The sequence below is a fragment of the Bradyrhizobium commune genome (assembly GCF_015624505.1).
Classification (GTDB): domain Bacteria; phylum Pseudomonadota; class Alphaproteobacteria; order Rhizobiales; family Xanthobacteraceae; genus Bradyrhizobium; species Bradyrhizobium commune.
Window position 1 is genome coordinate 2,652,086 of record NZ_CP061379.1, and the last position, 23,896, is coordinate 2,675,981.

Annotated in this window: 22 protein-coding genes; 15 read left to right on the forward strand and 7 right to left on the reverse strand. The window is 63.9% G+C overall.

The window, feature by feature from the left end; genetic code table 11:
- The gene (locus IC761_RS12405; protein WP_195803522.1) at window positions 1-1,248 is read left to right on the forward strand and encodes an ATP-grasp domain-containing protein; all 1,248 of its coding nucleotides are present in this window, start codon (window positions 1-3) and stop codon (window positions 1,246-1,248) included.
- On the forward strand, window positions 1,245-2,744 hold the full coding sequence (locus tag IC761_RS12410; protein ID WP_195803523.1) for a pyridoxal phosphate-dependent decarboxylase family protein: 1,500 nt from the start codon (window positions 1,245-1,247) through the stop codon (window positions 2,742-2,744). Before IC761_RS12405 ends, IC761_RS12410 begins: the two co-directional genes overlap by 4 nt.
- 83 nt (window positions 2,745-2,827) lie before the next feature.
- Here the strand turns inward: IC761_RS12410 and flbT are convergent, their stop codons facing one another.
- Window positions 2,828-3,277 carry a flagellar biosynthesis repressor FlbT gene (gene flbT / locus IC761_RS12415; protein WP_195803524.1) on the reverse strand — a complete coding sequence of 150 codons (450 nt, stop codon included), beginning with the start codon at window positions 3,275-3,277 and terminating at the stop codon, window positions 2,828-2,830.
- A 319-nt stretch (window positions 3,278-3,596) separates the two neighbouring features.
- Between flbT and IC761_RS12420 the strand changes: the two genes are divergently transcribed.
- The 6 genes from IC761_RS12420 (at window position 3,597) to IC761_RS12445 (ending at window position 14,703) form a co-directional block, all read left to right on the forward strand.
- The gene (locus tag IC761_RS12420; RefSeq protein ID WP_195803525.1) at window positions 3,597-5,888 is read left to right on the forward strand and encodes a DUF1522 domain-containing protein; all 2,292 of its coding nucleotides are present in this window, start codon (window positions 3,597-3,599) and stop codon (window positions 5,886-5,888) included.
- Between the two features lie 359 nt (window positions 5,889-6,247).
- On the forward strand, window positions 6,248-8,539 hold the full coding sequence (locus tag IC761_RS12425) for a DUF1522 domain-containing protein (protein ID WP_195803526.1): 2,292 nt from the start codon (window positions 6,248-6,250) through the stop codon (window positions 8,537-8,539).
- A gap of 324 nt (window positions 8,540-8,863) precedes the next feature.
- Window positions 8,864-11,155: a DUF1522 domain-containing protein gene (locus IC761_RS12430; RefSeq protein WP_195803527.1), complete on the forward strand. Its 2,292-nt coding sequence runs from the start codon at window positions 8,864-8,866 to the stop codon at window positions 11,153-11,155.
- 216 nt (window positions 11,156-11,371) lie between these two features.
- Complete coding sequence (locus IC761_RS12435) at window positions 11,372-13,660, forward strand: DUF1522 domain-containing protein (protein ID WP_195803528.1); 2,289 nt, start codon at window positions 11,372-11,374, stop codon at window positions 13,658-13,660.
- Window positions 13,661-13,953: 293 nt separating this feature from the next.
- A complete protein-coding gene (gene flaF / locus IC761_RS12440) occupies window positions 13,954-14,322 on the forward strand; it encodes a flagellar biosynthesis regulator FlaF (protein WP_195803529.1) in 369 nt (122 codons plus the stop codon).
- Between the two features lie 12 nt (window positions 14,323-14,334).
- Complete coding sequence (locus IC761_RS12445) at window positions 14,335-14,703, forward strand: hypothetical protein (RefSeq protein ID WP_195803530.1); 369 nt, start codon at window positions 14,335-14,337, stop codon at window positions 14,701-14,703.
- 12 nt (window positions 14,704-14,715) lie between these two features.
- On the opposite strand, the gene IC761_RS12450 is transcribed toward IC761_RS12445, so the two are convergent.
- The 4 genes from IC761_RS12450 to IC761_RS12465 all read right to left on the reverse strand — a co-directional run bounded on the left by IC761_RS12450 (window position 14,716) and on the right by IC761_RS12465 (window position 17,251).
- Window positions 14,716-15,090, reverse strand: a complete 375-nt coding sequence (locus IC761_RS12450; RefSeq protein ID WP_195803531.1) for a hypothetical protein — start codon at window positions 15,088-15,090, stop codon at window positions 14,716-14,718.
- A gap of 159 nt (window positions 15,091-15,249) precedes the next feature.
- Window positions 15,250-15,747, reverse strand: coding sequence for a hypothetical protein (locus IC761_RS12455; RefSeq protein ID WP_195803532.1), 498 nt, complete (start codon window positions 15,745-15,747; stop codon window positions 15,250-15,252).
- 11 nt (window positions 15,748-15,758) lie between these two features.
- Entirely contained in the window at window positions 15,759-16,127 is a 369-nt protein-coding gene (gene flgJ, locus IC761_RS12460; protein WP_195803533.1) for a flagellar assembly peptidoglycan hydrolase FlgJ, read from the reverse strand.
- Window positions 16,127-17,251 (reverse strand): flagellar basal body P-ring protein FlgI, encoded by a 1,125-nt coding sequence (locus tag IC761_RS12465; RefSeq protein ID WP_195803534.1) that lies wholly within the window; start codon window positions 17,249-17,251, stop codon window positions 16,127-16,129. Before IC761_RS12465 ends, flgJ begins: the two co-directional genes overlap by 1 nt.
- A 270-nt stretch (window positions 17,252-17,521) precedes the next feature.
- On the opposite strand from IC761_RS12465, the gene IC761_RS12470 reads away from it, so the two are divergent.
- The gene (locus IC761_RS12470) at window positions 17,522-17,935 is read left to right on the forward strand and encodes a flagellar assembly protein FliX (RefSeq protein WP_195803535.1); all 414 of its coding nucleotides are present in this window, start codon (window positions 17,522-17,524) and stop codon (window positions 17,933-17,935) included.
- A 4-nt stretch (window positions 17,936-17,939) separates the two neighbouring features.
- On the opposite strand, the gene IC761_RS12475 is transcribed toward IC761_RS12470, so the two are convergent.
- Entirely contained in the window at window positions 17,940-18,311 is a 372-nt protein-coding gene (locus IC761_RS12475) for a winged helix-turn-helix transcriptional regulator (protein ID WP_195803536.1), read from the reverse strand.
- 127 nt (window positions 18,312-18,438) lie between these two features.
- On the opposite strand from IC761_RS12475, the gene IC761_RS12480 reads away from it, so the two are divergent.
- Together IC761_RS12480 and dksA are read left to right on the forward strand one after the other, a co-directional pair.
- Complete coding sequence (locus IC761_RS12480; protein WP_195803537.1) at window positions 18,439-19,050, forward strand: NAD(P)-dependent oxidoreductase; 612 nt, start codon at window positions 18,439-18,441, stop codon at window positions 19,048-19,050.
- 216 nt (window positions 19,051-19,266) lie between these two features.
- The gene (gene dksA, locus IC761_RS12485) at window positions 19,267-19,632 is read left to right on the forward strand and encodes an RNA polymerase-binding protein DksA (RefSeq protein WP_008554760.1); all 366 of its coding nucleotides are present in this window, start codon (window positions 19,267-19,269) and stop codon (window positions 19,630-19,632) included.
- A gap of 280 nt (window positions 19,633-19,912) precedes the next feature.
- Here the strand turns inward: dksA and IC761_RS12490 are convergent, their stop codons facing one another.
- Entirely contained in the window at window positions 19,913-20,311 is a 399-nt protein-coding gene (locus IC761_RS12490) for a winged helix-turn-helix transcriptional regulator (protein ID WP_195803538.1), read from the reverse strand.
- Window positions 20,312-20,406: 95 nt separating this feature from the next.
- Between IC761_RS12490 and IC761_RS12495 the strand changes: the two genes are divergently transcribed.
- The 4 genes from IC761_RS12495 to IC761_RS12510 all read left to right on the forward strand — a co-directional run bounded on the left by IC761_RS12495 (window position 20,407) and on the right by IC761_RS12510 (window position 23,838).
- The gene (locus tag IC761_RS12495; RefSeq protein WP_195803539.1) at window positions 20,407-21,435 is read left to right on the forward strand and encodes an SDR family oxidoreductase; all 1,029 of its coding nucleotides are present in this window, start codon (window positions 20,407-20,409) and stop codon (window positions 21,433-21,435) included.
- An 84-nt stretch (window positions 21,436-21,519) separates the two neighbouring features.
- Window positions 21,520-22,299 (forward strand): 2-keto-4-pentenoate hydratase, encoded by a 780-nt coding sequence (locus IC761_RS12500; RefSeq protein ID WP_195803540.1) that lies wholly within the window; start codon window positions 21,520-21,522, stop codon window positions 22,297-22,299.
- Between the two features lie 883 nt (window positions 22,300-23,182).
- Window positions 23,183-23,512, forward strand: coding sequence for a type II toxin-antitoxin system RelE/ParE family toxin (locus IC761_RS12505; RefSeq protein ID WP_195803541.1), 330 nt, complete (start codon window positions 23,183-23,185; stop codon window positions 23,510-23,512).
- Window positions 23,512-23,838, forward strand: a complete 327-nt coding sequence (locus IC761_RS12510) for a helix-turn-helix domain-containing transcriptional regulator (protein WP_038971603.1) — start codon at window positions 23,512-23,514, stop codon at window positions 23,836-23,838. Before IC761_RS12505 ends, IC761_RS12510 begins: the two co-directional genes overlap by 1 nt.
- The last annotated feature ends 58 nt before the right edge of the window (window positions 23,839-23,896 follow it).

Consider the following 23,896-nt stretch of genomic DNA (forward strand, 5'->3'; position numbering starts at 1 on the left):
ATGTTGCATCCGCTTTCCGCGCCGAACTATGCCGACCGCATCGGCTTCGCGCATTTGACGCGCAAGGCCTTCGAGGGCGTGGATCTGCATCCATTGCGCGACCAGCTCCTGGCGCGGATCGCGGAGGGGACCGCACAGGCGGGCGAAGGCCTGGACCTGTCGCTGATTGCCCAGCTGCTCGGCGAGAAGGAAGCCGGGCTCGTGATCCAGACGGAAGTGCTCGCCTTCCATCAATTGTTTCGCACGCCCAGCACAGCGCCGAAACCCGGCTTGCGTGTGCTTGCGCTTGCGGCCGACATCGACATGGGCGGCAATACGCCGATCGAATTCCTGCTCGAAGGCTCCGACATCGAGCTCTTGACGCTCTACGTGATCAAAGGCTCCGGCCTGCCGGAGACGCTGCCTGATCACGACGTCGCCATCGTGGTGGCATCCGATTCCGAGGAATGCCGGGAAGCGCTCACGGTGATCGAACAGGCCGCGCCGCGCTGGCCGCGGCCGCTGCTCAATCGCCCCGATCTCATCGGCAATCTCGATCGCGACAAGTTGTATCGGCTGCTGGCGGACGTTCCCGGACTCGATATCCCTGCGACCGTCCACGCGACTCGCGCGCAATTGCTCGATCTCTCGCAAGGGCGGATCGTCTGCGGGGACATCACGGAGGAATTGCACTTTCCGATGATCGCGCGGCCGCGCGGCTCGCATGCCGGCGTTGGTCTCGCGAAGCTCGACGATGCGGCCGCGCTCGCCGCCTATCTCGTCGAGCGGCAGGAGCAGGATTTCTTCGTCGCGCGCTTCGTCGACTATGCGAGCCCCGACGGGCTCTATCGCAAGTACCGTCTCGCCATGGTCGACGGCAAGCCTTACGCCTGTCACATGGCGATCGCCGATCGCTGGGACATCTGGTATCTCAACGCCTACATGGCGTTCAGCGAGGAGAAGCGGGCCGAGGAAGCCGTCTTCATGCTCGACTTCGACCGCGCCTTCGCGGCGCGCCATCGTCACGCGCTTGATGAAATGAGCAGGCGCGTCGGCCTCGATTATTTCATCGTCGATTGCGCCGAGAACCAGAGCGGCGAGCTTCTGGTGTTCGAGGCCGACAACACCGCGGTCGTGCACAACATGGATTCGCCGGTCGTGTTTCCATACAAGCCGCCGCAGATGCGCAAGATCTTTGCCGCGTTCACCGCGATGCTGTCGCGACACGCCAAGGCACGTGATGAGGCGGGTGAGGGGAGCGCAGCATGAACGAGATCATTCGCAACACGCAGGCGTCCGTCACGAGTGGATCGCTCGATCCGCAGGACTGGAGCGAGTTTCGCGCGCTCGCCCATCGCATGCTGGACGAGGCGATCGACGGCGTCGCCAACGTTCGCGCGCGTCCGGTCTGGCAGCCGATTCCCGATGAGATTCGCGCGGCGATCCGAACCGATGTGCCACGCGAAGCGAGCGACCTCGCCGAAGTCTATCGCGAATTCTCCGAACATGTCGCACCTTACGCGACTGGCAACGTCCATCCCGGATTCATGGGCTGGGTCCATGGTGGCGGCACAGCGGTCGGCATGCTCGCGGAGATGCTCGCGGCAGGCCTCAATGCCAATCTCGGCGGACGCGATCACATGCCGATCGAGGTCGAGCGCCAGATCGTCGGCTGGATGCGCGGCCTGTTCGGCTTCCCGCAAGGTGCGAGCGGCATTTTCGTCACCGGCACGTCGATGGCCAATCTGATGGCGGTGCTGGTGGCGCGCACGACAGCGCTCGGCGCGCTGGCGCGGCAGCACGGCATCGGCAATGACGGCGCGCTGCTCACCGCCTATGCGTCGAAGGCGGCGCATGGCTGCATCTCCAGGGCGATGGACATTGCAGGCTTCGGCACCGATGCGCTGCGCAAGATCGGCGTCGATGCCGATCATCGTATCGATGTTGCCGCGCTGCGTGCGCAGATCGCGATTGATCGCGAGGTCGGCTTCAAGCCGTTCCTGGTGACGGCTTCCGCCGGCACGGTCGACATCGGTGCGATCGACGATCTGAAGGCGATTGCACAGCTGTGCCGCGAGGAGGGGATCTGGTTTCACGTCGACGGCGCCTTTGGCGCGCTCGCGATCTTCTCGCCCGAACTTGCACCGTTGCTCGATGGCATCGAGCTTGCGGATTCGATCGCGCTTGATTTTCACAAATGGGGGCAGGTGCCCTATGACGCCGGTTTCCTTCTGGTGCGCGACGGCGAACGCCATCGGGAGGCCTTTGCGCAGCCGGCGGCCTATCTGAGCCGCGAGGCGAGGGGGCTAGCGGCCGGCACGGTCTGGCCTTGCGATCTCGGACCCGATCTGTCGCGCGGCTTTCGCGCGCTGAAAACCTGGTTCACGCTGAAGACGTTCGGCACCAACCGTCTCGGCACGGTGATTGCGCGAAGCTGCGCGCTCGCCAAATATCTCGAGACCCGCGTGCTTGCCGAACCGCGACTGGAGTTGCTGGCACCTGTCAATCTCAACATCGTCTGCTTCCGCTATCGCGCCGATGATGCGATCAATCGTGAGATCGTCGCCGATGTCCAGGAGTCGGGGATCGCGGCGCCGTCGAGCACGGTGCTGGATGGCAAATTCGCGATCCGCGCCGCGATCGTCAATCACCGCACCGTGGAGATGGATATCGATGCGCTGGTGTCGGCCGTGCTCGAATTCGGCGCGCGGCGGACCGGCGAAGGCTTGATCGAGGTCGAGGCGCCGCCGCTCGCGGCGCGGTGACTGCCATCGGTCTGAAACGACAACGGCCCCGACGAGGTTCCGGGGCCGTTGTCGTTTTGCAGAGGTCTGAGATCAATCCGGGATCAGGCGGCCGAGCTGACGTCGCTGGCGGCGTCGCCCTTGATATCGATCTTGGGATGGGTGGCCTCGAACTGCTCACGCAGCTTGTCTTCGTAGGCGATCAGCTTGCGGGCGTCCTTGAGCGCCCGGTAGAGATCGCCGCTCATGATGTTGTTGTTGATGCCCTCGATGATCGGCCAGGCGCTGGGAACGGCCGTGACGATGTCGCGCACCAGATTGAAGTAGGTGCCGTGCTGGGTCTGCGGGTCTGGCGAGATGTACATCAGCTGTACCGCCAGATAGACCAGCCTGGCCGGCGTATTGGCGGTTTCCGGCGTGAGGATGTCGCGTTCGCGCAGGATCGGTACGTTCTCGCCGTCGATCAGAAGGCGGGCGCGCTGATCGGTGTTGGTTATCACGCAGTTACCGACAATGATGCGTTCGTGCGGCCTGAGCTCGACCTTGAGGGCCATGCCTGTTCTCCATCAACGCTTTCGTAACCGAGCGTGTGTTGCGGCGGATCAGGGCGCAATACTCCATCAAGACTAGTTAACGAGTTGTGAATCTTCTGCCTTCGTGCGGAAAAGTTCAAGTATTTCAACGGCGAAATCGCGCGACGGTGCAGCTTCGCGCATTGCTCGGCGCCGCGAATCACACCGCGACTCAGCAAAAGCGCCGGTTTCATTTCATGCTTCGTTAGATTCTCGGCGCCACGGTCCGCCGGTCGCTGGATCAATCTCGATCGCAGCAGACGCGTAACAGTAGCGTCGTTTACCAGAAAGGTAACACCCAATGTCCGGTATCGTCCTCTCCGCATCGGTTCGTCAGAACCTGCTCTCTCTCCAGTCCACCGCTGACCTCCTCGCCACCACCCAGAACCGTCTGGCCACCGGCAAGAGCGTCAATTCGGCCCTGGACAATCCGACCAACTTCTTCACGGCACAGTCGCTCGACAACCGCGCCAGCGACATCAACAACCTGCTCGACAACATCGGTAACGGCGTGCAGGTGCTCCAGGCCGCCAACACCGGCATCACCTCGCTGCAGAAGCTGGTCGATTCCGCCAAGTCGATCGCCAACCAGGCGCTCCAGACCACGGTCGGTTACTCCACCAAGTCCAACGTCTCCACCACGATCTCCGGTGCGACGGCTGCCGACCTGCGTGGCACCACCAGCTTTGCCAGCTCCACCGCGCTCAGCAACGTGCTCTATAGCGGTGCTGCCGGCGGCACGACCGCGGCGACCGCGACCTCCCTGCTGGGCAGCGCTGCCCAGGGCAGCTTCACGGCTGCCGCGGCAGTGAAGGCCGCCGACGGTTCGACCAACCTGGCCGGCACTGCGACCCTGATCGGCACCGCCGGTGCCGCGACCCTGATCGGCTCCTCGCCGTCGGATGGCGACACGCTCACCGTCAACGGCCACACCATCACCTTCCGCGCCGGCATCGCGCCGACCGGTACGTCGATCCCGAGCGGCTCGGGTGTCAACTCGGCTGGCGACAGCAGCATCCTGACCGACGGCAACGGCAACTCGACCGTCTATCTCGGCTCGACCGGCACGCCGGTTGCGACCGTCAACGACCTTTTGACCGCGGTCGACCTCGCCAGCGGGGTGCAGACCGCCTCGATCAGCAGCACCGGCGTTGCAACCATCGGCGCCGCCTCGGGTGCGACGCTTTCGTCGATCGCCGCCGGCATCGCGACGATCAAGAGCTCGACCGGCGAGGATCTGTCCATCACCGGCAAGGCCGACTTCCTCAAGGCGCTGGGCCTGACCAGCGCAACGGGTAGCGGCAATGCGACGCTGAACGTCACCCGCAACACGGCGTCCGGCTCGCTGGGCTCGCTGATCCAGGACGGCTCGACGCTCAACGTCGACGGTCACGTCATCACCTTCAAGAACGCTCCGGTCCCGGGCTCGACCAACGCTCCGGCCGTCCCGAGCGGGCTTGGTGCCACCGGCAACGTCACCACCGACGGCAGCGGCAACTCGACGGTCTATCTCCAGGCCGGTACGGTCGCCGACGTGCTGAAGGCGATCGACCTTGCCAGCGGCGTGCAGACCTTCACGCTGAACGGCAGCGGCGGCGGTACGCTTGCGACCGCCTCGGGCCAGATCAACTCGTCGATCAACGCCTCCGGCCAGCTCAAGCTGTCGACCGGCGTCAATGCCGACCTGTCGGTCACCGGCACCGGCAATGCGCTGGCCGTGCTCGGGCTTGCCGGCAACACCGGCAGCGCGACCGCGTTCACCGCGGCCCGCACCTCCGGTGTCGGCGGCATCAGCGGCAAGACCTTGACCTTCAGCTCCTTCAACGGCGGCACGGCGGTCAACGTCACCTTCGGCGATGGCACCAACGGCACGGTCAAGACGCTCGATCAGCTTAACACCTCGCTTCAGGCCAACAACCTGACGGCGACGATCGACGCCAACGGCCTGCTGACGATCTCGACCACCAACGATTACGCTTCCTCGACGATCGGCTCGTCGGCTGCGGGTGGTGCGATCGGTGGCACGCTGACCTCGGCGTTGACCTTCTCGACGGCTTCCAGCCCCGTCCAGGACTCCGTCGCGCAGACGGCCCGTGCGAACCTGGTGTCTCAGTACAACAACATCCTGAGCCAGATCGACTCGACCTCGCAGGACTCTTCGTTCAACGGTGTCAACCTCTTGAACGGCGACCAGCTCAAGCTGGTGTTCGACGAGACCGGCAAGTCGAGCCTGAACATCACCGGCGTGACCTACAATTCCAAGGGTCTGGGCCTCGCTTCGTTGACCAACGGCGTCGACTTCATCGACAACGCCGCGACCAACAGGGTGCTGACCAGCCTGAACTCGGCGTCCAGCACGCTGCGCTCGGAAGCGTCGAGCCTCGGTTCGAACCTCTCGGTGGTGCAGGTTCGTCAGGACTTCAACAAGAACCTGATCAACGTGCTGCAGACCGGTTCGTCCAACCTGACGCTGGCCGACACCAACGTCGAAGCGGCGAACAGCCAGGCGCTGTCGACCCGCCAATCGATCGCGGTCTCCGCGCTGTCGCTGGCCAACCAATCGCAGCAGAGCGTGCTCCAGCTGCTCCGCTAACAAGCGGAAGACATCGCAAGCAAGATAAGGCGGCGGGGCTTCGGTCCCGCCGCTTTTTTGTTCGCGCGCCTTTAGTGGCATCGAGCGGCGGAGCGAAGCTGATGCATTTGGATGCAGTCATTCGCTCACCCTGAGTTATGGTTGACAAGTAGCAAATGCTTCGTCGTTGCGCGAAAAAGCGCCATTCGATCATGGTGATACGCCCGAGCTCGATTTCGCTTCGATTGTGCATATGGTGAATCCGCGCAAGGACTGGCGCGACTCACTTCATGCTTTGTTAGCCACCTACGTTCACCGTCCCGGCATCGATTAATCCTAATCGAAGTTTGTTGCGTTGCGTACCAGAAGGGTAACACTCAATGTCCGGTATCGTCCTTTCCTCCTCGGTTCGTCAGAACCTGCTCTCGCTCCAGTCCACCGCCGATCTTCTCGCCACCACGCAGAGCCGTCTGTCGACCGGCAAGAGCGTCAACTCGGCCCTGGACAATCCCACCAACTTCTTCACGGCACAGTCGCTCGACAACCGCGCCAGCGACATCAACAATCTGCTCGATGGCATCGCCAATGGCGTGCAGGTGCTCCAGGCCGCCAACACCGGCATCACCTCGCTGCAGAAGCTGATCGATTCCGCCAAGTCGATCGCCAACCAGGCGCTCCAGACCACGGTCGGTTACTCCACCAAGTCCAACGTCTCCACCACGATCTCCGGTGCGACGGCTGCCGACCTGCGTGGCACCACCAGCTTTGCCAGCTCCACCGCGCTCAGCAACGTGCTGTATAGCGGTGCTGCCGGCGGCACGACCGCGGCGACCGCGACCTCCCTGCTGGGCAGCGCTGCCCAGGGCAGCTTCACGGCTGCCGCGGCAGTGAAGGCCGCCGACGGTTCGACCAACCTGGCCGGCACTGCGACCCTGATCGGCACCGCCGGTGCCGCGACCCTGATCGGCTCCTCGCCGTCGGATGGCGACACGCTCACCGTCAACGGCCACACCATCACCTTCCGCGCCGGCATCGCGCCGACCGGTACGTCGATCCCGAGCGGCTCGGGTGTCAACTCGGCTGGCGACAGCAGCATCCTGACCGACGGCAACGGCAACTCGACCGTCTATCTCGGCTCGACCGGCACGCCGGTTGCGACCGTCAACGACCTTTTGACCGCGGTCGACCTCGCCAGCGGGGTGCAGACCGCCTCGATCAGCAGCACCGGCGTTGCAACCATCGGCGCCGCCTCGGGTGCGACGCTTTCGTCGATCGCCGCCGGCATCGCGACGATCAAGAGCTCGACCGGCGAGGATCTGTCCATCACCGGCAAGGCCGACTTCCTCAAGGCGCTGGGCCTGACCAGCGCAACGGGTAGCGGCAATGCGACGCTGAACGTCACCCGCAACACGGCGTCCGGCTCGCTGGGCTCGCTGATCCAGGACGGCTCGACGCTCAACGTCGACGGTCACGTCATCACCTTCAAGAACGCTCCGGTCCCGGGCTCGACCAACGCTCCGGCCGTCCCGAGCGGGCTTGGTGCCACCGGCAACGTCACCACCGACGGCAGCGGCAACTCGACGGTCTATCTCCAGGCCGGTACGGTCGCCGACGTGCTGAAGGCGATCGACCTTGCCAGCGGCGTGCAGACCTTCACGCTGAACGGCAGCGGCGGCGGTACGCTTGCGACCGCCTCGGGCCAGATCAACTCGTCGATCAACGCCTCCGGCCAGCTCAAGCTGTCGACCGGCGTCAATGCCGACCTGTCGGTCACCGGCACCGGCAATGCGCTGGCCGTGCTCGGGCTTGCCGGCAACACCGGCAGCGCGACCGCGTTCACCGCGGCCCGCGCCTCCGGCGTCGGCGGCATCAACGGCAAGACCTTGACCTTCACCTCCTTCAACGGCGGCACGGCGGTCAACGTCACCTTCGGCGACGGCACCAACGGCACGGTCAAGACGCTCGATCAGCTTAACACCTCGCTTCAGGCCAACAACCTGACGGCGACGATCGACGCCAACGGCCTCCTCACGGTCTCGGCCACCAACGACTATGCATCCTCGACGCTCGGTTCGACGGCTGCGGGCGGTGCGATCGGTGGCACGCTGACCTCGGCGTTGACGTTCTCGACGGCTTCGACGCCCACGCAGGATGCGGTTGCACAGACGGCTCGCGCCAACCTCGTCAACCAGTACAACAACATCCTGAACCAGATCGACTCGACCGCGCAGGACTCCTCGTTCAACGGTGTCAACCTCTTGAACGGCGATCAGCTCAAGCTGGTGTTCGACGAAACCGCCAAGTCGAGCCTCAGCATCACCGGCGTGACCTACAACTCCAAGGGTCTGGGCCTCGCTTCGTTGACCAGCGGTGTCGACTTCATCGACAATGCTGCCACCAATAAGGTGCTGACCAATCTGAACACCGCGTCGAGCACGCTGCGTTCCGAAGCCTCGGCTCTCGGTTCGAACCTGACCATCGTGCAGGTTCGTCAGGACTTCAACAAGAACCTGATCAACGTGCTGCAGACCGGTTCGTCGAACCTGACCTTGGCCGACACCAACGTCGAAGCGGCGAACAGCCAGGCGCTGTCGACCCGCCAGTCGATCGCGGTTTCCGCGCTGTCGCTGGCCAACCAGTCGCAGCAGAGCGTGCTCCAGCTGCTCCGCTAACAAGCGGAAGACATCGCAAGCAAGATAAGGCGGCGGGGCTTCGGTCCCGCCGCTTTTTTGTTCGCCGGATGGTATTTGAGGAGGCGGCAAGCGATCGAAAAAGTAACCAGCGGTTATGGTTAATGGAGAGTAAGCGGACAAAATCGATAATAATTTCAGGTTGATTGCCGCGCCGACCGTAGTGTCCCAATGGTTTATGGTGAACCGGCGCTTATGCGAGCGAGGCTTGCTTCACCCTTTGTTAGCCATGTCGGCGCAGGCTGTCCCCGTCACTCGATCCAGAAGCGATCGAACGAAGACGCGTAAGCCAGAAGGGTAAGAGTCATGTCCGGTATTGTTCTCTCTGCGTCGGTTCGTCAGAACCTGCTGTCTCTCCAGTCCACCGCCGATCTTCTCGCCACCACACAGAACCGTCTGTCGACCGGCAAGAGCGTCAATTCGGCCCTGGACAATCCCACCAACTATTTCACCGCCCAGTCGCTCGACAACCGCGCCAGCGACATCAACAATCTGCTCGATGGCATCGCCAATGGCGTGCAGGTGCTCCAGGCCGCCAACACCGGCCTGACCTCGTTGCAGAAGCTGATCGACAGTGCGAAGTCGATCGCCAACCAGGCGCTCCAGACCACGGTCGGTTACTCCACCAAGTCCAACGTTTCGACCACGATTGCAGGTGCAACGGCCGCTGACCTGCGTGGCACGACCTCCTATGCCAGCGCTACTGCGGCGAGCAACGTGCTGTACACGGGGGCCGCCGGCGGCACGACCGCGGCGGCCGCGACCTCCCTGCTGGGCAGCGCTGCCCAGGGCAGCTTCACGGCTGCCGCGGCAGTGAAGGCCGCCGACGGTTCGACCAACCTGGCCGGCACTGCGACCCTGATCGGCACCGCCGGTGCCGCGACCCTGATCGGCTCCTCGCCGTCGGATGGCGACACGCTCACCGTCAACGGCCACACCATCACCTTCCGCGCCGGCATCGCGCCGACCGGTACGTCGATCCCGAGCGGCTCGGGTGTCAACTCGGCTGGCGACAGCAGCATCCTGACCGACGGCAACGGCAACTCGACCGTCTATCTCGGCTCGACCGGCACGCCGGTTGCGACCGTCAACGACCTCTTGACCGCGGTCGACCTCGCCAGCGGGGTGCAGACCGCCTCGATCAGCAGCACCGGCGTTGCAACCATCGGCGCCGCCTCGGGTGCGACGCTTTCGTCGATCGCCGCCGGTATTGCGACGATCAAGAGCTCGACCGGTGCTGACCTCAGCATCACCGGCAGGGCCGACTTCCTCAAGGCGCTGGGCCTGACCAGCGCAACGGGTAGCGGCAACGCAGTCTTCACGGTAACCCGCACGACGACCTCTGGCTCGCTGGGATCGCTGGTCCAGGACGGCTCGACGCTCAACGTCGACGGTCACGTCATCACCTTCAAGAACGCGCCGGTCCCGGGTTCGACCAACGCTCCGGCCGTCCCGAGCGGCTTCGGCGCGACCGGCAATGTGCTCACCGACGGCAACGGCAACTCGACGGTCTATCTGCAGACCGGGACGGTCGCCGACGTGCTGAAGGCGATCGACTTTGCCACTGGCGTGCAGACCTTCACGCTGAACGGCAGCGGCGGCGGTACGCTCGCGACCGCGACCGGACAATCCAACTCGGCGATCAACACATCCGGCCAGCTCAAGCTGTCGACTGGCATCAATGCCGACCTGTCGATCACAGGCACCGGCAATGCGCTGAGTGTGTTCGGACTGGCCGGCAATACCGGCAACGCGACCGCGTTCACCGCAGCCCGTACCTCGGGCATCGGTGGTATCGCCGGCAAGACCTTGACCTTCAGCTCCTTCAACGGCGGCACGGCGGTCAACGTCACCTTCGGCGATGGCACCAACGGCACGGTCAAGACGCTCGACCAGCTCAACACGCAGCTTCTAGCCAACAACCTGTCCGCGACGATCGACGCCAATGGCCTGCTGACCATCACCGCGTCCAACGACTACGCATCCTCGACGCTCGGCTCGACGGTCGCGGGTGGCGCGATCGGTGGCACGCTGACCTCGGCGTTGACCTTCTCGACAGCTTCCACTCCCGTCCAGGATGCGGTGGCGCAGACGGCGCGTGCGAATCTGGTCTCGCAGTACAACAACATCCTGAACCAGATCGACACGACCTCGCAGGACTCCTCGTTCAACGGCGTCAACCTCTTGAACGGCGACCAGCTCAAGCTGGTGTTCGACGAGACCGGCAAATCGAGCCTGAACATCACCGGCGTGACCTACAATTCCAAGGGTCTGGGCCTTGCCTCGTTGACCGTCGGCATCGACTTCATCGACAACGCTGCGGCCAACAAGGTGCTGACCAATCTGAACGCCGCGTCCAGCACGCTGCGCTCCGAATCCTCGGCGCTCGGTTCGAACCTCTCGGTGGTGCAGGTTCGTCAGGACTTCAACAAGAACCTGATCAACGTGCTGCAGACCGGTTCGTCGAACCTGACCTTGGCCGACACCAACGTCGAGGCGGCGAACAGCCAGGCGCTGTCGACCCGCCAGTCGATCGCGGTGTCCGCGCTGTCGCTGGCCAACACCTCGCAGCAGAGTGTGCTTCAGCTGCTCCGCTAAGAGACTGAAATAACTAAATAAAAACGAGCGGCGGGGCCATTTTCCCCGCCGCTCTTTTTTGCGTTTGGAGGCGGGCAGGGGCGTTCACCCGCCATTAACCCTGTCTCTTAAACCGCCGTTAACCATACTTTAAAGGACAGCCCCTAAGACTGGACAAAAGCCCGCTTTCCAGACCGCGCGGCCGATTCGTATCCGGTTCAAGAGGAAGTCTCGCCAATGTCCAACATCGTTCTCTCGGCGTCAGTTCGCCAGAACCTGTTGTCGCTGCAGTCGACGGCCGATTTGCTGGCCACGACGCAGGAGCGGTTGTCGACCGGCAAGAAGGTGAACACCGCGCTCGACAATCCCACCAACTTCTTCACGGCGCAGGGGCTGGACAACCGGGCGAGCGACATCAGCAACCTGCTCGACGGCATCAACAACGGTGTGCAGGTACTCCAGGCCGCCAACACCGGCATCACCTCGCTCCAGAAGCTGATCGACAGTGCGAAGTCGATCGCCAACCAGGCGCTCCAGACCACGGTCGGCTACTCCACCAAGTCCAACGTTTCGACCACGATCCCCGGCGCGACGCCGGCGGATCTGCGCGGCACGACGTCCTATGCGAGCGCGACCGCCAACAGCAACGTGCTCTATACCGGCGCGCCCGGTGGCGTGACCCCGGTGACGGCGGCCGCAGCGCTCGGCGCCTCGCTGGGCTCGACCGCCGGCACCTTGACCGGCGTTGCGGTGAAGGCCGCCGACGCCAGCACCGCGCTGATCGGCACCGACACGCTGCTCGGCACGACGACATCGACCACCTTCACCACGCCGCCGGCGGACGGCGACACGATCACGGTGAACGGCAAGACCGTCACGTTCCGCACCGGTAATGCTCCGACGACGCAGCCAACCGGCTGGGGCCTCGACGCCACCGGTCACATCGCCACCGACGGCAACGGCAACTCGATCGTCTATGAGGGAACGGCGGCGGTACCCAAGGCGACGGTCAACGATGTCCTGACCGCGATCGATCTGGCCAGCGGCGTCAAGAGCGCGACAATCAGCGCGGGCGCGGCGACCATCGCGACGAGCGGTGCGACCGTCGGCACCGCCCAGGCTCCTTCGTCGATTTCGGCAGGTGGTGTCGTCACGTTGAAGAGCTCGACCGGCGCCGATCTGAGCGTGACGGGCAAGGCGGACTTCCTCAATGCGCTCGGCCTGACGTCGGCGACCGGCGCGGGCAATGCCAACGTCACCGCTGGCCGATCGACGACCGCCGGCTCGCTGGGCTCCCTGGTCCAGGACGGCTCGACGCTGAACGTCGACGGCCACACCATCACCTTCAAGAACGCGCAGACGCCGCAATCGGCGGCAAGCGTGGCCTCCGGCTATGGCGTCAACGGCAACGTCGTCACCGACGGCAACGGCAACTCGACGGTCTACATTCAGAGCGCGACGCTCACCGACCTGCTCAATTCGATCGATCTTGCGACCGGGGTGAAGACCGCGAGCCTCTTCAATGGCGCCGCAACGCTCTCGACCACCGCGGGCCAGATTCCGTCGTCGGTCAATTCCAGCGGCCAGTTGTCGATCTCGACCGGCATCAATGCCGATCTCTCGATCACCGGTACGGGCAATGCGCTCAGCGCCTTCGGCCTTAGCGGCAACACCGGAACGGCGACCGCCTTCAGCGCGGCGCGCACCTCCGGCGTCGGCGGCGTCAGCGGCAAGACCCTGACCTTCACCTCCTTCAACGGCGGCACGCCGGTCAACGTCACATTCGGCGACGGCACCAACGGCACGGTCAAGACGCTGGATCAGCTCAATGTCCAGCTCCAGGCCAACCACCTGACGGCGACGATCGATGCCAACGGCGTGCTGACGGTGACCACCGTCAACGAATACGCGTCCTCGACCCTCGGTTCGTCGACTGCGGGCGGCGCGGTCGGCGGTACGCTCACCAGCGTGCTTGCCTTCACCACGGCGCAGCCGCCGGTCCAGGACCCGGTCGCGCAGACGGCGCGCTCGAGCCTGGTCAGCCAGTTCAACAACATCCTGGCGCAGATCGACACCACGTCGCAGGACTCGTCCTTCAACGGCGTCAATTTGCTCAACGGCGATACGCTGAAGCTGGTCTTCAACGAGACCGGCAGCTCCACGCTCAGCATCAACGGCGTGGTGTTCAACTCGGCGGGTCTCGGGCTCAGCAATCTCGTCCCCGGCACGGACTTCATCGACAACGGCGCGACCAACAAGGTGCTCGCCAGCCTGAATGCGGCCTCGAGCACGCTGCGCTCGGAGGGTTCATCGCTCGGCTCGAACCTGTCGATCGTGCAGGTACGCCAGGACTTCTCGAAGAACCTGATCAACGTGCTCCAGACCGGCTCGTCAAACCTGACGCTCGCCGACACCAATGAAGAGGCGGCCAACAGCCAGGCGCTGTCGACCCGCCAGTCGATCGCGGTGTCCGCGCTGTCGCTCGCCAACCAGTCGCAGCAGAGCGTGCTCCAGTTGCTCCGCTAATCTCGCAGCGCAGCGTCGAATCTCGAGATATCGCGGCGGGGCTAAGGCTCCGCCGTTCTTTTGAATGAGATTGCTAAGACAAGATTAGCCGCGATCGACGCGCGTGATGCAAAGCGAGTTTACAGCTCGCGCTTGCGCATCTAGCGTCTCGCTATCGAAGGACTCCGCGACCCGTAATATTCCGGAGTGCTCCGAAGCGCACATGTAAGCAAATCTTAAGCGGTGCCGCCTAGGGTTGGGAAAGAAATCCTTAAGCCTGTTCAACGGGCTAGGAAGCTTCCAAGGTGTGATTGATGTCGAATTCTGCTGCCTCGGCTTACGCGCGTGTTGCTACGACCACCGCATCTCCTCGGGATGTCGAGGCGCAGACCCTGCTGAAGGCGGCGAACAAGCTCCAGGACGCGGTCAACAGCGCTGACCCATTCAGCGAGCAGACCACGCAGGCCCTGATGTTCAACCGCAAGCTCTGGACGATCTTCCTGAGCGAGGCGATGCGCGACAACAATCCGCAGCCGCTCGACGTGCGGCAGAAGATCGCCAACATCAGCGTGTTCGTGCTGAGCCAGACCGCGGCGCTCCAGATGAGCCCGCAGTTCGATCATTTCCGCCCGCTGATCGAGATCAATCGCAATATTGCCGCCGGGCTATCCGGCCGGCCGTGACGGAGACTTGTCATGGCCGACATTATGAGCATCCTGTCGACCGCGTATAAGTCGAACGTTCTCTCAAATACGACGGGCTCGTCCAAATACGTCCCGGTCGATTCCACGCTCTACCAGGGCAACTGGACCGGCACCTATCCCGACGGCAAGACGTTTTCGCTGAACGTCTCGCAGGTCAACGGATTCCGCGCGCAGGTCCATTATCAGAGCGGTGGTACATCCCAGTACCAGCAGGTGCTGATCAAGGACTCCTCGTTTCGCTTTGGAAATACGAAGTTTACGCTGACGGATACCGGCAAGGCGCAGATCAAGAACGTCGTCACCGATCCCGCGACCGGCTCGACCTATCTCGACACCGCAGTCGCCACGCTCGACACCTGATCGACGGACGCCTCAGGCGCTAAGGTCCGTATTGAGCGGACGCGAGGGTTCGGACTTCAGATCCAGTGCATGGAAATAGGCGCGACGGCGTAGCATCGCCTCGTCCGGAAACTGGTTCACCACCGAGTCGGTCTTGTCGTTGACGACCTGGAAGACGAAGGATGCTGCCGCCTGGTCGAACACGACCTGGCGCGAGATGTTCTCGTTGCTCCGCAAATCGCTGTTCTGCGCGCTATTGCGGGCAGCTGCGCTCGCGTCGCCGGCGGCGACGGTCTGGCTCACCGGCAAATCGGTTTGCACGGCATCGTTCGCCGCCGAGTTCGACGTCGTTATGATCTGCACGGGGGCCGGTATCCCCACCGGCCTGATGCTGAAATCTGTACTCATGGCAGCCTCCTGGTTGCCTCACGTGAGTCAAATCCCAACCCCTCTCAATACGCAACCATGGAACACCAGGATTGAAGACCCGGTAAGGAAACGTGACTAACCGCGCGACGATATCGCCGCGCGGTTTTTCTTAAAATTGAAGATGATCTTCGCGCGCGCTCAGAGCGAGCGGCTGACCGCGAGCGGGGTGATGTGACGCGGGCCCGGCGTGGCGCGGCGTCCCGCGGCCGTATAGGTGTTCGGCACGTTGCGCTTCTGGATCTCGGCGTTGACGCCGCGCACAACACTCTCGGAGACCGCATGCGCGGTCGCGAGCACGGTGAGATTGACCTGGAGCATGGCGCGGAACGCGTCGTGGTGCCGATGCAACGTCGAGAGCAGCTCGGGCGCGGATTTCGAAAGCTGGGCCTGGCTGGCCTTCAACTGGCTGACGGCGCCGACATAGCGCCGCGACAGCTCCTGCTTCTGGCTCTCCAGCGTCATTGCCTCGCGAACCTTGCCGGCCCGGACGAGCTCGGTCTCGCGCTCGATCAGGCCAAGCAAGGCGCTCATCGCGTCCATCAGGTCCTCGGCGAGCTTGCGCGCCTCGGTGCTGCCGGGTGAGTTGTTCGGGCGTTGCCCTGGCATCGGCCGACGTGACGCGTTGAAGTGGTTCATCTCGTTTGACCTTATGCCGTACGGAGAGTGGTTTTCGCCTGCTGCATGATCAGGGTACGGTAGACGTCGCGTGCGACACCGACGCCACCGGCGTTGGCGAAGTTCTTGGAATATTGCTCGGTCAGCATCGAACGCCACACGCCGGTGCCGGGCGTGTCGCCGAACGGGCCTTCGCCCTTCAGGCCCGAGGTCATCTGCGAGAACATGCTGTTGAGGAACATCGCCTCGAAATCGGTGGCGGTCTTCTGCGCCTTGGTCTGCTGCTGCGGCGAGACTTTCTGAAGCGCGGCGGCGAGTTCGAAGTCGGGCCGTCCGTTGCGGCTCTCCACCGAGAAGGCAGGGTTGACGACAGGGCTGGAGGCGGTCGTGCCGATCTGCATCACATCACCTCGATGTCGGCTTCGATCGCGCCGGCGGCCTTGATCGCCTGAAGGATGCTGATCAGGTCGCGCGGGCCGATGCCGAGGCCGTTGAGACCGTCGACGAGCTGCTGGAGCGAGACGCCGTCCTTGACGACGGCGAACTTCTTGCCGTCCTCGGTGACGCCGACGCTGGAGCGCGGTGTGACCACGGTCCGGCCCCGCGACAGCGGGTTGGGCTGGCTCACCTGCGGGCTCTCTGAGATCGTGACCGTGAGGTTGCCCTGCGCGACCGCGACGGTGGCGACGCGGACGTCGCGGCCCATCACGATGATGCCCGAGCGTTCGTCGATGACGATCTTGGCGGCGAGATCCGGATCGACCTGGAGCTGCTCGATCTCGGTCAGGAAGGCCACGACGTTGCCCTTGAACTCGGGCGGGATCGTGAGCTGCACCGTCGAGGGATCGATCGGCTCGGCGCTCTTGACGCCGAGATAGTCGTTGATCGCGGCTGCGATCCGCTTTGCGGTGGTGAAGTCGGCGTTGCGCAGCGCCAGCCGCACGTTCGGGAGGCGATTGAGCGCGAACTCGATCTCGCGCTCGATGATGGCGCCGTTGGCGATGCGGCCCACGGTCGGAACGCCGCGCACGATTTTCGCCGCTTCGCCCTCGGCCTGGAAGCCGGAGATCGCGAGCGAGCCCTGCGCCACCGAATAGACGTTGCCGTCGGCGCCGAGGAGGGGGGTGACGAGCAGGGTGCCGCCGCGCAAATCCTTGGCGTCGCCGAGCGCGGACACGGTGACGTCCATGCGCGTGCCTTGCGTCGCGAAGGCCGGCAGATTGCCGGTCACCATCACGGCGGCGACGTTGCCGGTGCGGATGGTGGCGCCGCGGATGTTGACGCCCATGCGCTCGAGCATCGCTTGCAGCGACTGCTTGGTGAAGGGGATGTTGTTGAGGGTGTCGCCGGTGCCGTTGAGGCCGACGACGAGGCCGTAGCCGATCAGCTGGTTCTGCCGCACGCCTTCGATATTGGCGAGATCCTTGATGCGCGAGGTCGCGTTTGCGGACGCGACCGACAACGCCAGCGCTGACAGCGCGGCGCAGGCCCACCCAAGAATCCTCACCCAACGAACGCCTGGCATCCTCTGCTCCCCGAGGCTCCTCAAATCGAAGGACCCGAACGACACTCCCATGACGAGCTGGTCCGGCGCTGTCCTTGCGAGCGCTGTGCCAACCCGGGGCAGCGGGGTTAGGCGATTGAATAGGTTGAATAAATCTCTTTCGATCGACGCCAGAGCGCGTCCGCCTTGAGGAGCGAAACTGCCGCGTCCCGGCAGATTTTGCCGGGCCGTTTACGCGTCGTTAACCATAAAGCGGTGAAGCTCCCGCGATCGATCACCCGGATTGCTTCGATGCGCATCTACGGACCGAACGGCACCACGCTTGGAACGCCGGCCAGCCAGGCCAGGCGAACGAGCTCCGGCACCTTCGTGCTGCCCGACACCTCGTCGACGCAGGAGACGCGTGCGGCCGGTGCCCCGAAGGCCGCCGCCAACATCGACGGGCTGCTCGCGCTGCAAGGCATCGAGGAAGATCCGGTCGAACGGCGCAAGCGTTCGGTTGCCCGCGGCAAGTCCGCGCTCGACGTGCTCGACGATCTCAAGATGGGACTTCTGTCCGGCAATCTCGACGCCTCCACGGTGTTGCGGCTGCGGGATGCCGCGGCGAACCTGAAATCCTCCTCCGGCGATTCCGGCCTTGATGCCGTGCTCTCCGAGATCGAGCTGCGCGTCGAGGTCGAGCTGGCGAAGGCCGGCCAGGCGTAGCGCCTTACGCCGCTTCCTCCTTCTGCTGAGCATCGTAGCGGCGCTGGGCGGCGAGCACGTCCTTCAGATTCTCCTCGGCCCAATCGCGCAACGGATCGACCGCGGCGGCGAGTGTCAGGCCGAGCTGCGTGATCGAGTATTCGACCGTCACCGGCACAGTCGCGATGGCGCGGCGCTTGATCAGGCCGTCGCGTTCAAGCGACTTGAGAACCTGGCTCAGCATCTTCTGCGAGATACCTTCAATCGTGCGGCGCAACTGATTGAAGCGCATCGGCTCCTCGCGCAGCAGCAACAGGATCAGCACCGCCCATTTGTCGCCGACACGATCGAGGATCTGGCGGGTCGGACAATCCGCCGAATAGACGTTGGGTTTCATCTCCGTCCCTCATGCTCCGTTCCGGTTACCCCTGTGTAATCAGGTAAGCACAAAGTGCTCTCTTAACACCAGCATTCCTTGCGATATCTAGTTACTGATAGTTACTATCGAAGCAAAGGAGCCTTCCATGAAAATCGCAGTTGCCGGTGCCTCGGGCCGGGCCGGTTCGGAGATCGCCAAGGAACTGTCCCGTCGCGGCCACAGCGTCACCGCCATCGCGCGGAACCCGGAGAAGATCGCAAGCCTGCCCAATGTCGTGCCGACCAAGGGCGACGTGCTCGACCAGGCCGGCCTCGCCAAGCTGTGGGCCGGGCATGACGCCGCCGTCAGTTCCGTGCACTTCCTGGCCAGCGATGCACACAAGCTGCTTGCGGCGGCCAAGGCGTCCGGGGTGGGTCGCTATCTCGTGGTCGGCGGCGCCGGCAGCCTGGAGGTCGCTCCCGGTGTCAAACTGGTCACAACCCCCGGTTTTCCGGCCCAATACAAGGCCGAGGCCGAGGCGGGCTCCGCGTTTCTCGACCTGCTGCGGCAGGAAAAGGACCTGAACTGGACCTTCATCTCGCCGTCGGCGCTGTTCATCGAGGGGGAACGGACGGGCAAGTTCCGGCTCGGGACCGACCAGCTTCTCGCAGATGCGAACGGCAAGAGCTGGATCAGCTTCGCCGACTACGCCATTGCGCTGGCTGACGAGATCGAGCGGCCGGCCCATTTGCGGCAGCGTTTCACGGTCGGCTACTAGGCTAAAGGCCGCCCCCGGGGGCCTCCCGGATAAACCTTCCTGTGCAAGGGCTTGGGGGCGGTAACTGCGCCATTAAGGAAATATTGTCTGTCACAAGGGGTAGCTATATAAGCCCCGGCTCAACGGACCCCGTTCCGTTCGCGAGTCGTTGCTTAAGAAGATAGGCCGCCCTTGGAAAAGTTGAAAAACTACCGACCGACCGAAAAAGAGCCTTTCATGAACGACCGGCAGAAGGAGTACTTCCGTTTGAAGCTCCTCGCCTGGAAGGATGAGATCCTCAAAGAGTCCAAGCTCACCCTGCAGGCTTTGCAGGAGGAGAACGTGAACCACCCCGATCTCGCTGATCGGGCTTCGTCCGAAACCGACCGTGCCATCGAACTCCGCGCCCGCGACCGCCAGCGCAAGTTGATCGCCAAGATCGACGCCGCGCTGCAGCGGATCGAGGACAACACCTACGGCTATTGCGAGGACACCGGCGAGCCGATCTCCTTGAAGCGGCTCGAGGCCCGGCCCATCGCGACGCTCTCGGTGGAGGCGCAGGAGCGCCACGAGAAACGCGAGAAGGTCTATCGCGACGAATAGAGTCCGAGCCGCCGATTGGCGGCTCTTTGTTTTTGAGCTCAAGGCGCAGCTTCGCGCCGCGATCGGCTTTTTGCCTGCGGCCAGCAGCCGCCTGCGTCGGCTCGCGCACGATCGCGAAAAACGAATCGCGATCAATGCGCTAGAGTCGATTCCTCCGAGCTCAGGTGAGTTCAGATGAGAAACAGCCTTCACTTCAGGTGCGGGAGGTTTTGCGAGTCGCATCAACGGGATCGACTCGCATGCTGAGATTGAGATCAAGCAGCATCACGTTTCGCTGCAATCAGGTCCCATGCGTCACAACCAGGTGCGCGTTTCCATAAAGCCGCGACCAGCTCAATATTTCCTTAAGCGCCGGCAGCTGGCCGTAGGCCGCGTCCGTCAGCTCGTACTCGACCCGCAACGGCTTCCCGGCGAAGGCGGTGCGCGTCACCAGGCCATCCTGCTCCAGCTCGCGCAGCTGTGTGGTCAGCATGTGCTGGGTGATGCCGCCGACCGATCGCCGCAACGCGCCGAAACGAACAGCCCCGTTCATCAACACGACTAGGATCTCCAGCTTCCACTTGCCGCCGAGCGCGTGAATGGCGCGCTTGAAGTCGGCGAGGAGAGCCGGGTCGGGGGCGCAATCGCAGTCGCTCTCGCAGGCACTGGTCAGGTTTTCCATACCGGTCTCGAATTTCATTCTACTTGTGCCCCGGAAGATAGTGACCAGATGCGGCCTGAGCAGGGTTGTGGCGGAACCAATTTTCCGGCCTGTGCTTCGAGGGGAATTTGGCAATGAGCACTGTTCTGGTCACCGGCGGCTCGGGCTTCGTCGGAATTCACGTCATTCTGCAGCTCCTGGCCGCCGGCCACACGGTGCGGACGACGGTGCGCCGGCCCGACCGGCGGGACGACGTGCTGGCGATGCTGCGTGAGGGCGGGGCGGCTTCGCCGGACAACCTGTCGCTCTTCACCGCCGATCTCACCGGGGACGCAGGCTGGCGCGAGGCGGTCGCGGGTTGCGACTACGTGCTCCATGTCGCTTCGCCGCTGTCGACCCGCGTGCCCGACGACGAGAACGAGATGATCATCCCGGCGCGCGACGGTACGCTGCGGGTGCTGCGCGCCGCGCGCGATGCCGGCGTCAGGCGGGTCGTCATTACGTCCTCCCTGGGCGCGATCGGCTACGGCCACAAGCCGCGACAAAAACCGTTCGACGAGACCGACTGGACCAATCTCGATGGCGCCGACGTGCAGCCCTACATCAAGTCCAAGACGCTGGCCGAGCGGGCAGCCTGGGATTTTGTCGCGCGCGAGGGCGGCGGCCTGGAGCTCTCGGTGGTCAACCCGGCGGGCATTTTCGGTCCCGTGCTGGGGCCGGATTTCTCGGGCTCGATCGAGATCGTCAAATCCCTGCTCGACGGCGCCATGCCGGCGGTGCCGCGGGTCTATTTCGGCGTGGTCGACGTCCGCGACGTCGCCGATCTGCATCTGCGGGCGATGACCGCGCCGGAGGCCAAGGGCGAGCGTTTCATCGCGGTTTCCGGCGAGACGATGTCGATCCTCGACATCGGCCAGGTGCTGCGGCGGGAACTCGGTCCCAAGGCGCGCCGGGTTCCGCGGCTCCAGGCGCCGGACTGGCTGGTGCGGCTCGCCGCGAAACGGATTCCGCTGTTGCGTGCGGTCGTGCCGATGCTCGGCAGGGTGCGGCATTCGACCAGCGCCAAGGCGAGGACCATGCTCGGCTGGCAGGCCCGTTCCAATGACGACGCGATCCTCGCCACGGCCGAGAGCCTGATCCGGCTCAGCCTGGTCAAGGGCTGATGGCGCACGCCGCCCGTGCTTGTCAGGCCCGGGCGGGGATGCTCCACTGCCGCGCATGATTGCGTAGCGTGGGAGGCGGCGCCGATGGACAACATTCTCGAGGCCGCAAAGGCGATCGCGCTTTCGCGCCGCAACCACGCGCCGCTCGCGGCGCTGGAACATCCCCCGGCCGACGAGGCCGAGGGCTATCAGGTCCAGCGCGCGCTGCATGACCTCCTGCTGCCGCATGTCGGGCCACTCGTCGGCTACAAGATCGGCTGCACCAGCCAGGTGATGCAGGATTATATCGGCATCCCGCACCCCTGCGGCGGCGGCGTGTTCCAGAAGGGCGTGCACGACAGCGGCGTGAAGCTCGCGGCTGCCGACTATGTCCGGGTCGGCGTCGAATGCGAGATCGCGGTCCGGCTCAAGCGCGACCTCGCCGCCGGCGAAGCGCCGTTTACGGCCGAATGGGTCGGCGAGGCCGTCGAGGCCTATCATCCCGCGATCGAGATCGTCGACGACCGCTATGTGAAGTGGGAGACGATGGGCGCGCCGACGTTGATCGCCGACGATTTCTTCGCCGCCGGCTGCGTGCTGGGGCCGTCCGTTCCGCGCTCGTCGGTGCCGGACCTGAAATCGGTCAAGGGCCGCGCCATCGTCAATGGCGAGGAAGTCAGCCACGGCACCGGCGCCGACGTGCTCGGCCATCCCCACAACGCACTCGCCTGGCTCGCCAACCACCTCGCCGCCGAAGGCAAGGGCCTGCACGCAGGACAGCTCGTGCTGACAGGCAGTCTCGTGAAGACGCTGTGGCTGAAGGCCGGCGACAAGGTGCGGATGGAGCTGGACGGGCTGGGGGTGGTCGAGGCGGAGTTTTCGTAATCTGTCGTCTCCGCCAAAATCAGCGATTTCGTGCCCCGGACGTAGCGCAGCGACTCTTCGGCGGTGCGCTGCAGAGCCGGGGCCCATGTGGCGGCGAGTTGTGTGGCTTCCTGGGTCCCGGCTCTGCGCCACAACGCTGACGCGTTGCTGCGCGTCCGGGACACGAAAGATATGAGGGGCGTCATCAGACAGAGGTCGGGGCAACGACTTCGTTCTTTCTATATCCCACTTGCAGACACACCTTCGCATTCTCGCGGCATCTTCCGCCCGAGTTTTGCAATCGTCTCGCCCTCTGCAAAAGCAGAAGGCGCAGGGAAGGCCGGGCGCCGGCTGGCACCCGAAGTCCCGTGTGCGGATCAAACGCGCACGGGTGGACCACAGGTGACGCCGGGACATCCCGGCCTTCCCTGCGCGGATGGTTTTAACGGTGTCCTTCGTGCTCTCCCCGGGGAGCGATGCACTATTGCCCCCGTCGCCATGCAGATGGCTGATGCACGTGCCCGGTCGGGCCGCCGCATCACGGCATGACTTGACGCACAGACCCCGGGCGTCAGGACCACACGACTTCTCCGTCCGCGCACATCTTCGCCGAACCCTCGATGGCTGGCGTGCGCTCACCATCGAGATCTGCACAAAGACGCTGTCAGCGCCGTGTCGTATCGCGCGTGCTGCTGCTCACGGTTTCCCGCCCTGCAAGCCCACCTTGCGCGCCGACGCCGTCGCGGCCACCGCATTCCATTCCTCGTTTCGTGACGGTCGCGAGACGCCCTCTTGTGGAATAGAACGAAACGGGAACATAATGGCGTGATCAGGTTGTGTCAACAAGAATTTATATAAATCCGAAAATTCTGAAATTGAAAAGTGGTAACGAGTGTGGTACCAAATGATTGAGATCGAAGAATACATCGTCGACGATCGAAGCCCATTCCGGGATTGGCTCGAACGACTTGGTCCGCAGGCGCGCGTGATGATTGCCGTCGCGATCGAGCGGCTGGCCGACGGCAACAAGTCGAACGTCAAGTCCATTGGGGAAGGGGCCGCCGAGCTGAAGATCAATCGTGGTCCAGGCTACCGCGTCTATTTCGGCTGGAGCGGCAATTTACTGGTCATTCTGTTGGGAGGCGGCACCAAACAGAGACAGCAAAACGATATCGACGCGGCGCTGCACCGCTGGCGTGAGTACAAGTCAAGAGCAGGACAGAGGACCAGGTGATGCCATTGACCCGGAGTTTTCGTGACACAGTCCGCGCCATGGCGGAGCGCGATCCCGCCTTTCGCGAGGCGCTGTTCCTGGAGGCGATGCAGGGCCTGTTGCAGGGGGACGTCGACTACGGCCGCACCGCGCTGCGGACCTACATCAATGCCACCATCGGTTTCGAACGTCTGAGCGAGGTGCTCGATCGTCCGCAGAAGAGCCTGATGCGGATGTTCGGGCCCCGCGGCAATCCGACGGCTGAGAACTTGATGGCAGTGATCCACGCGCTTCAGAAGGAGACCGGTGTGCATCTGGAGATACGTGCAGTTGCGGATGCGGCGTGATGAGTGTCGAAGATTGGCGAGAAAAGTGCTGGTACGATTCTTTCTTTGTCAATCCGGA

What these genes read in the sequence shown, in the direction of transcription:
- IC761_RS12405 (WP_195803522.1), top strand. Translation starts at nt 1, where the DNA reads ATGTTGCATCCGCTTTCCGCGCCGAACTATGCCGACCGCATCGGCTTC.
- IC761_RS12410 (WP_195803523.1), top strand. Translation starts at nt 1,245, where the DNA reads ATGAACGAGATCATTCGCAACACGCAGGCGTCCGTCACGAGTGGATCG.
- flbT (WP_195803524.1), bottom strand. Translation starts at nt 3,277, where the DNA reads ATGGCCCTCAAGGTCGAGCTCAGGCCGCACGAACGCATCATTGTCGGT.
- IC761_RS12420 (WP_195803525.1), top strand. Translation starts at nt 3,597, where the DNA reads ATGTCCGGTATCGTCCTCTCCGCATCGGTTCGTCAGAACCTGCTCTCT.
- IC761_RS12425 (WP_195803526.1), top strand. Translation starts at nt 6,248, where the DNA reads ATGTCCGGTATCGTCCTTTCCTCCTCGGTTCGTCAGAACCTGCTCTCG.
- IC761_RS12430 (WP_195803527.1), top strand. Translation starts at nt 8,864, where the DNA reads ATGTCCGGTATTGTTCTCTCTGCGTCGGTTCGTCAGAACCTGCTGTCT.
- IC761_RS12435 (WP_195803528.1), top strand. Translation starts at nt 11,372, where the DNA reads ATGTCCAACATCGTTCTCTCGGCGTCAGTTCGCCAGAACCTGTTGTCG.
- flaF (WP_195803529.1), top strand. Translation starts at nt 13,954, where the DNA reads ATGTCGAATTCTGCTGCCTCGGCTTACGCGCGTGTTGCTACGACCACC.
- IC761_RS12445 (WP_195803530.1), top strand. Translation starts at nt 14,335, where the DNA reads ATGGCCGACATTATGAGCATCCTGTCGACCGCGTATAAGTCGAACGTT.
- IC761_RS12450 (WP_195803531.1), bottom strand. Translation starts at nt 15,090, where the DNA reads ATGAGTACAGATTTCAGCATCAGGCCGGTGGGGATACCGGCCCCCGTG.
- IC761_RS12455 (WP_195803532.1), bottom strand. Translation starts at nt 15,747, where the DNA reads ATGAACCACTTCAACGCGTCACGTCGGCCGATGCCAGGGCAACGCCCG.
- flgJ (WP_195803533.1), bottom strand. Translation starts at nt 16,127, where the DNA reads ATGCAGATCGGCACGACCGCCTCCAGCCCTGTCGTCAACCCTGCCTTC.
- IC761_RS12465 (WP_195803534.1), bottom strand. Translation starts at nt 17,251, where the DNA reads ATGCCAGGCGTTCGTTGGGTGAGGATTCTTGGGTGGGCCTGCGCCGCG.
- IC761_RS12470 (WP_195803535.1), top strand. Translation starts at nt 17,522, where the DNA reads ATGCGCATCTACGGACCGAACGGCACCACGCTTGGAACGCCGGCCAGC.
- IC761_RS12475 (WP_195803536.1), bottom strand. Translation starts at nt 18,311, where the DNA reads ATGAAACCCAACGTCTATTCGGCGGATTGTCCGACCCGCCAGATCCTC.
- IC761_RS12480 (WP_195803537.1), top strand. Translation starts at nt 18,439, where the DNA reads ATGAAAATCGCAGTTGCCGGTGCCTCGGGCCGGGCCGGTTCGGAGATC.
- dksA (WP_008554760.1), top strand. Translation starts at nt 19,267, where the DNA reads ATGAACGACCGGCAGAAGGAGTACTTCCGTTTGAAGCTCCTCGCCTGG.
- IC761_RS12490 (WP_195803538.1), bottom strand. Translation starts at nt 20,311, where the DNA reads ATGAAATTCGAGACCGGTATGGAAAACCTGACCAGTGCCTGCGAGAGC.
- IC761_RS12495 (WP_195803539.1), top strand. Translation starts at nt 20,407, where the DNA reads ATGAGCACTGTTCTGGTCACCGGCGGCTCGGGCTTCGTCGGAATTCAC.
- IC761_RS12500 (WP_195803540.1), top strand. Translation starts at nt 21,520, where the DNA reads ATGGACAACATTCTCGAGGCCGCAAAGGCGATCGCGCTTTCGCGCCGC.
- IC761_RS12505 (WP_195803541.1), top strand. Translation starts at nt 23,183, where the DNA reads ATGATTGAGATCGAAGAATACATCGTCGACGATCGAAGCCCATTCCGG.
- IC761_RS12510 (WP_038971603.1), top strand. Translation starts at nt 23,512, where the DNA reads ATGCCATTGACCCGGAGTTTTCGTGACACAGTCCGCGCCATGGCGGAG.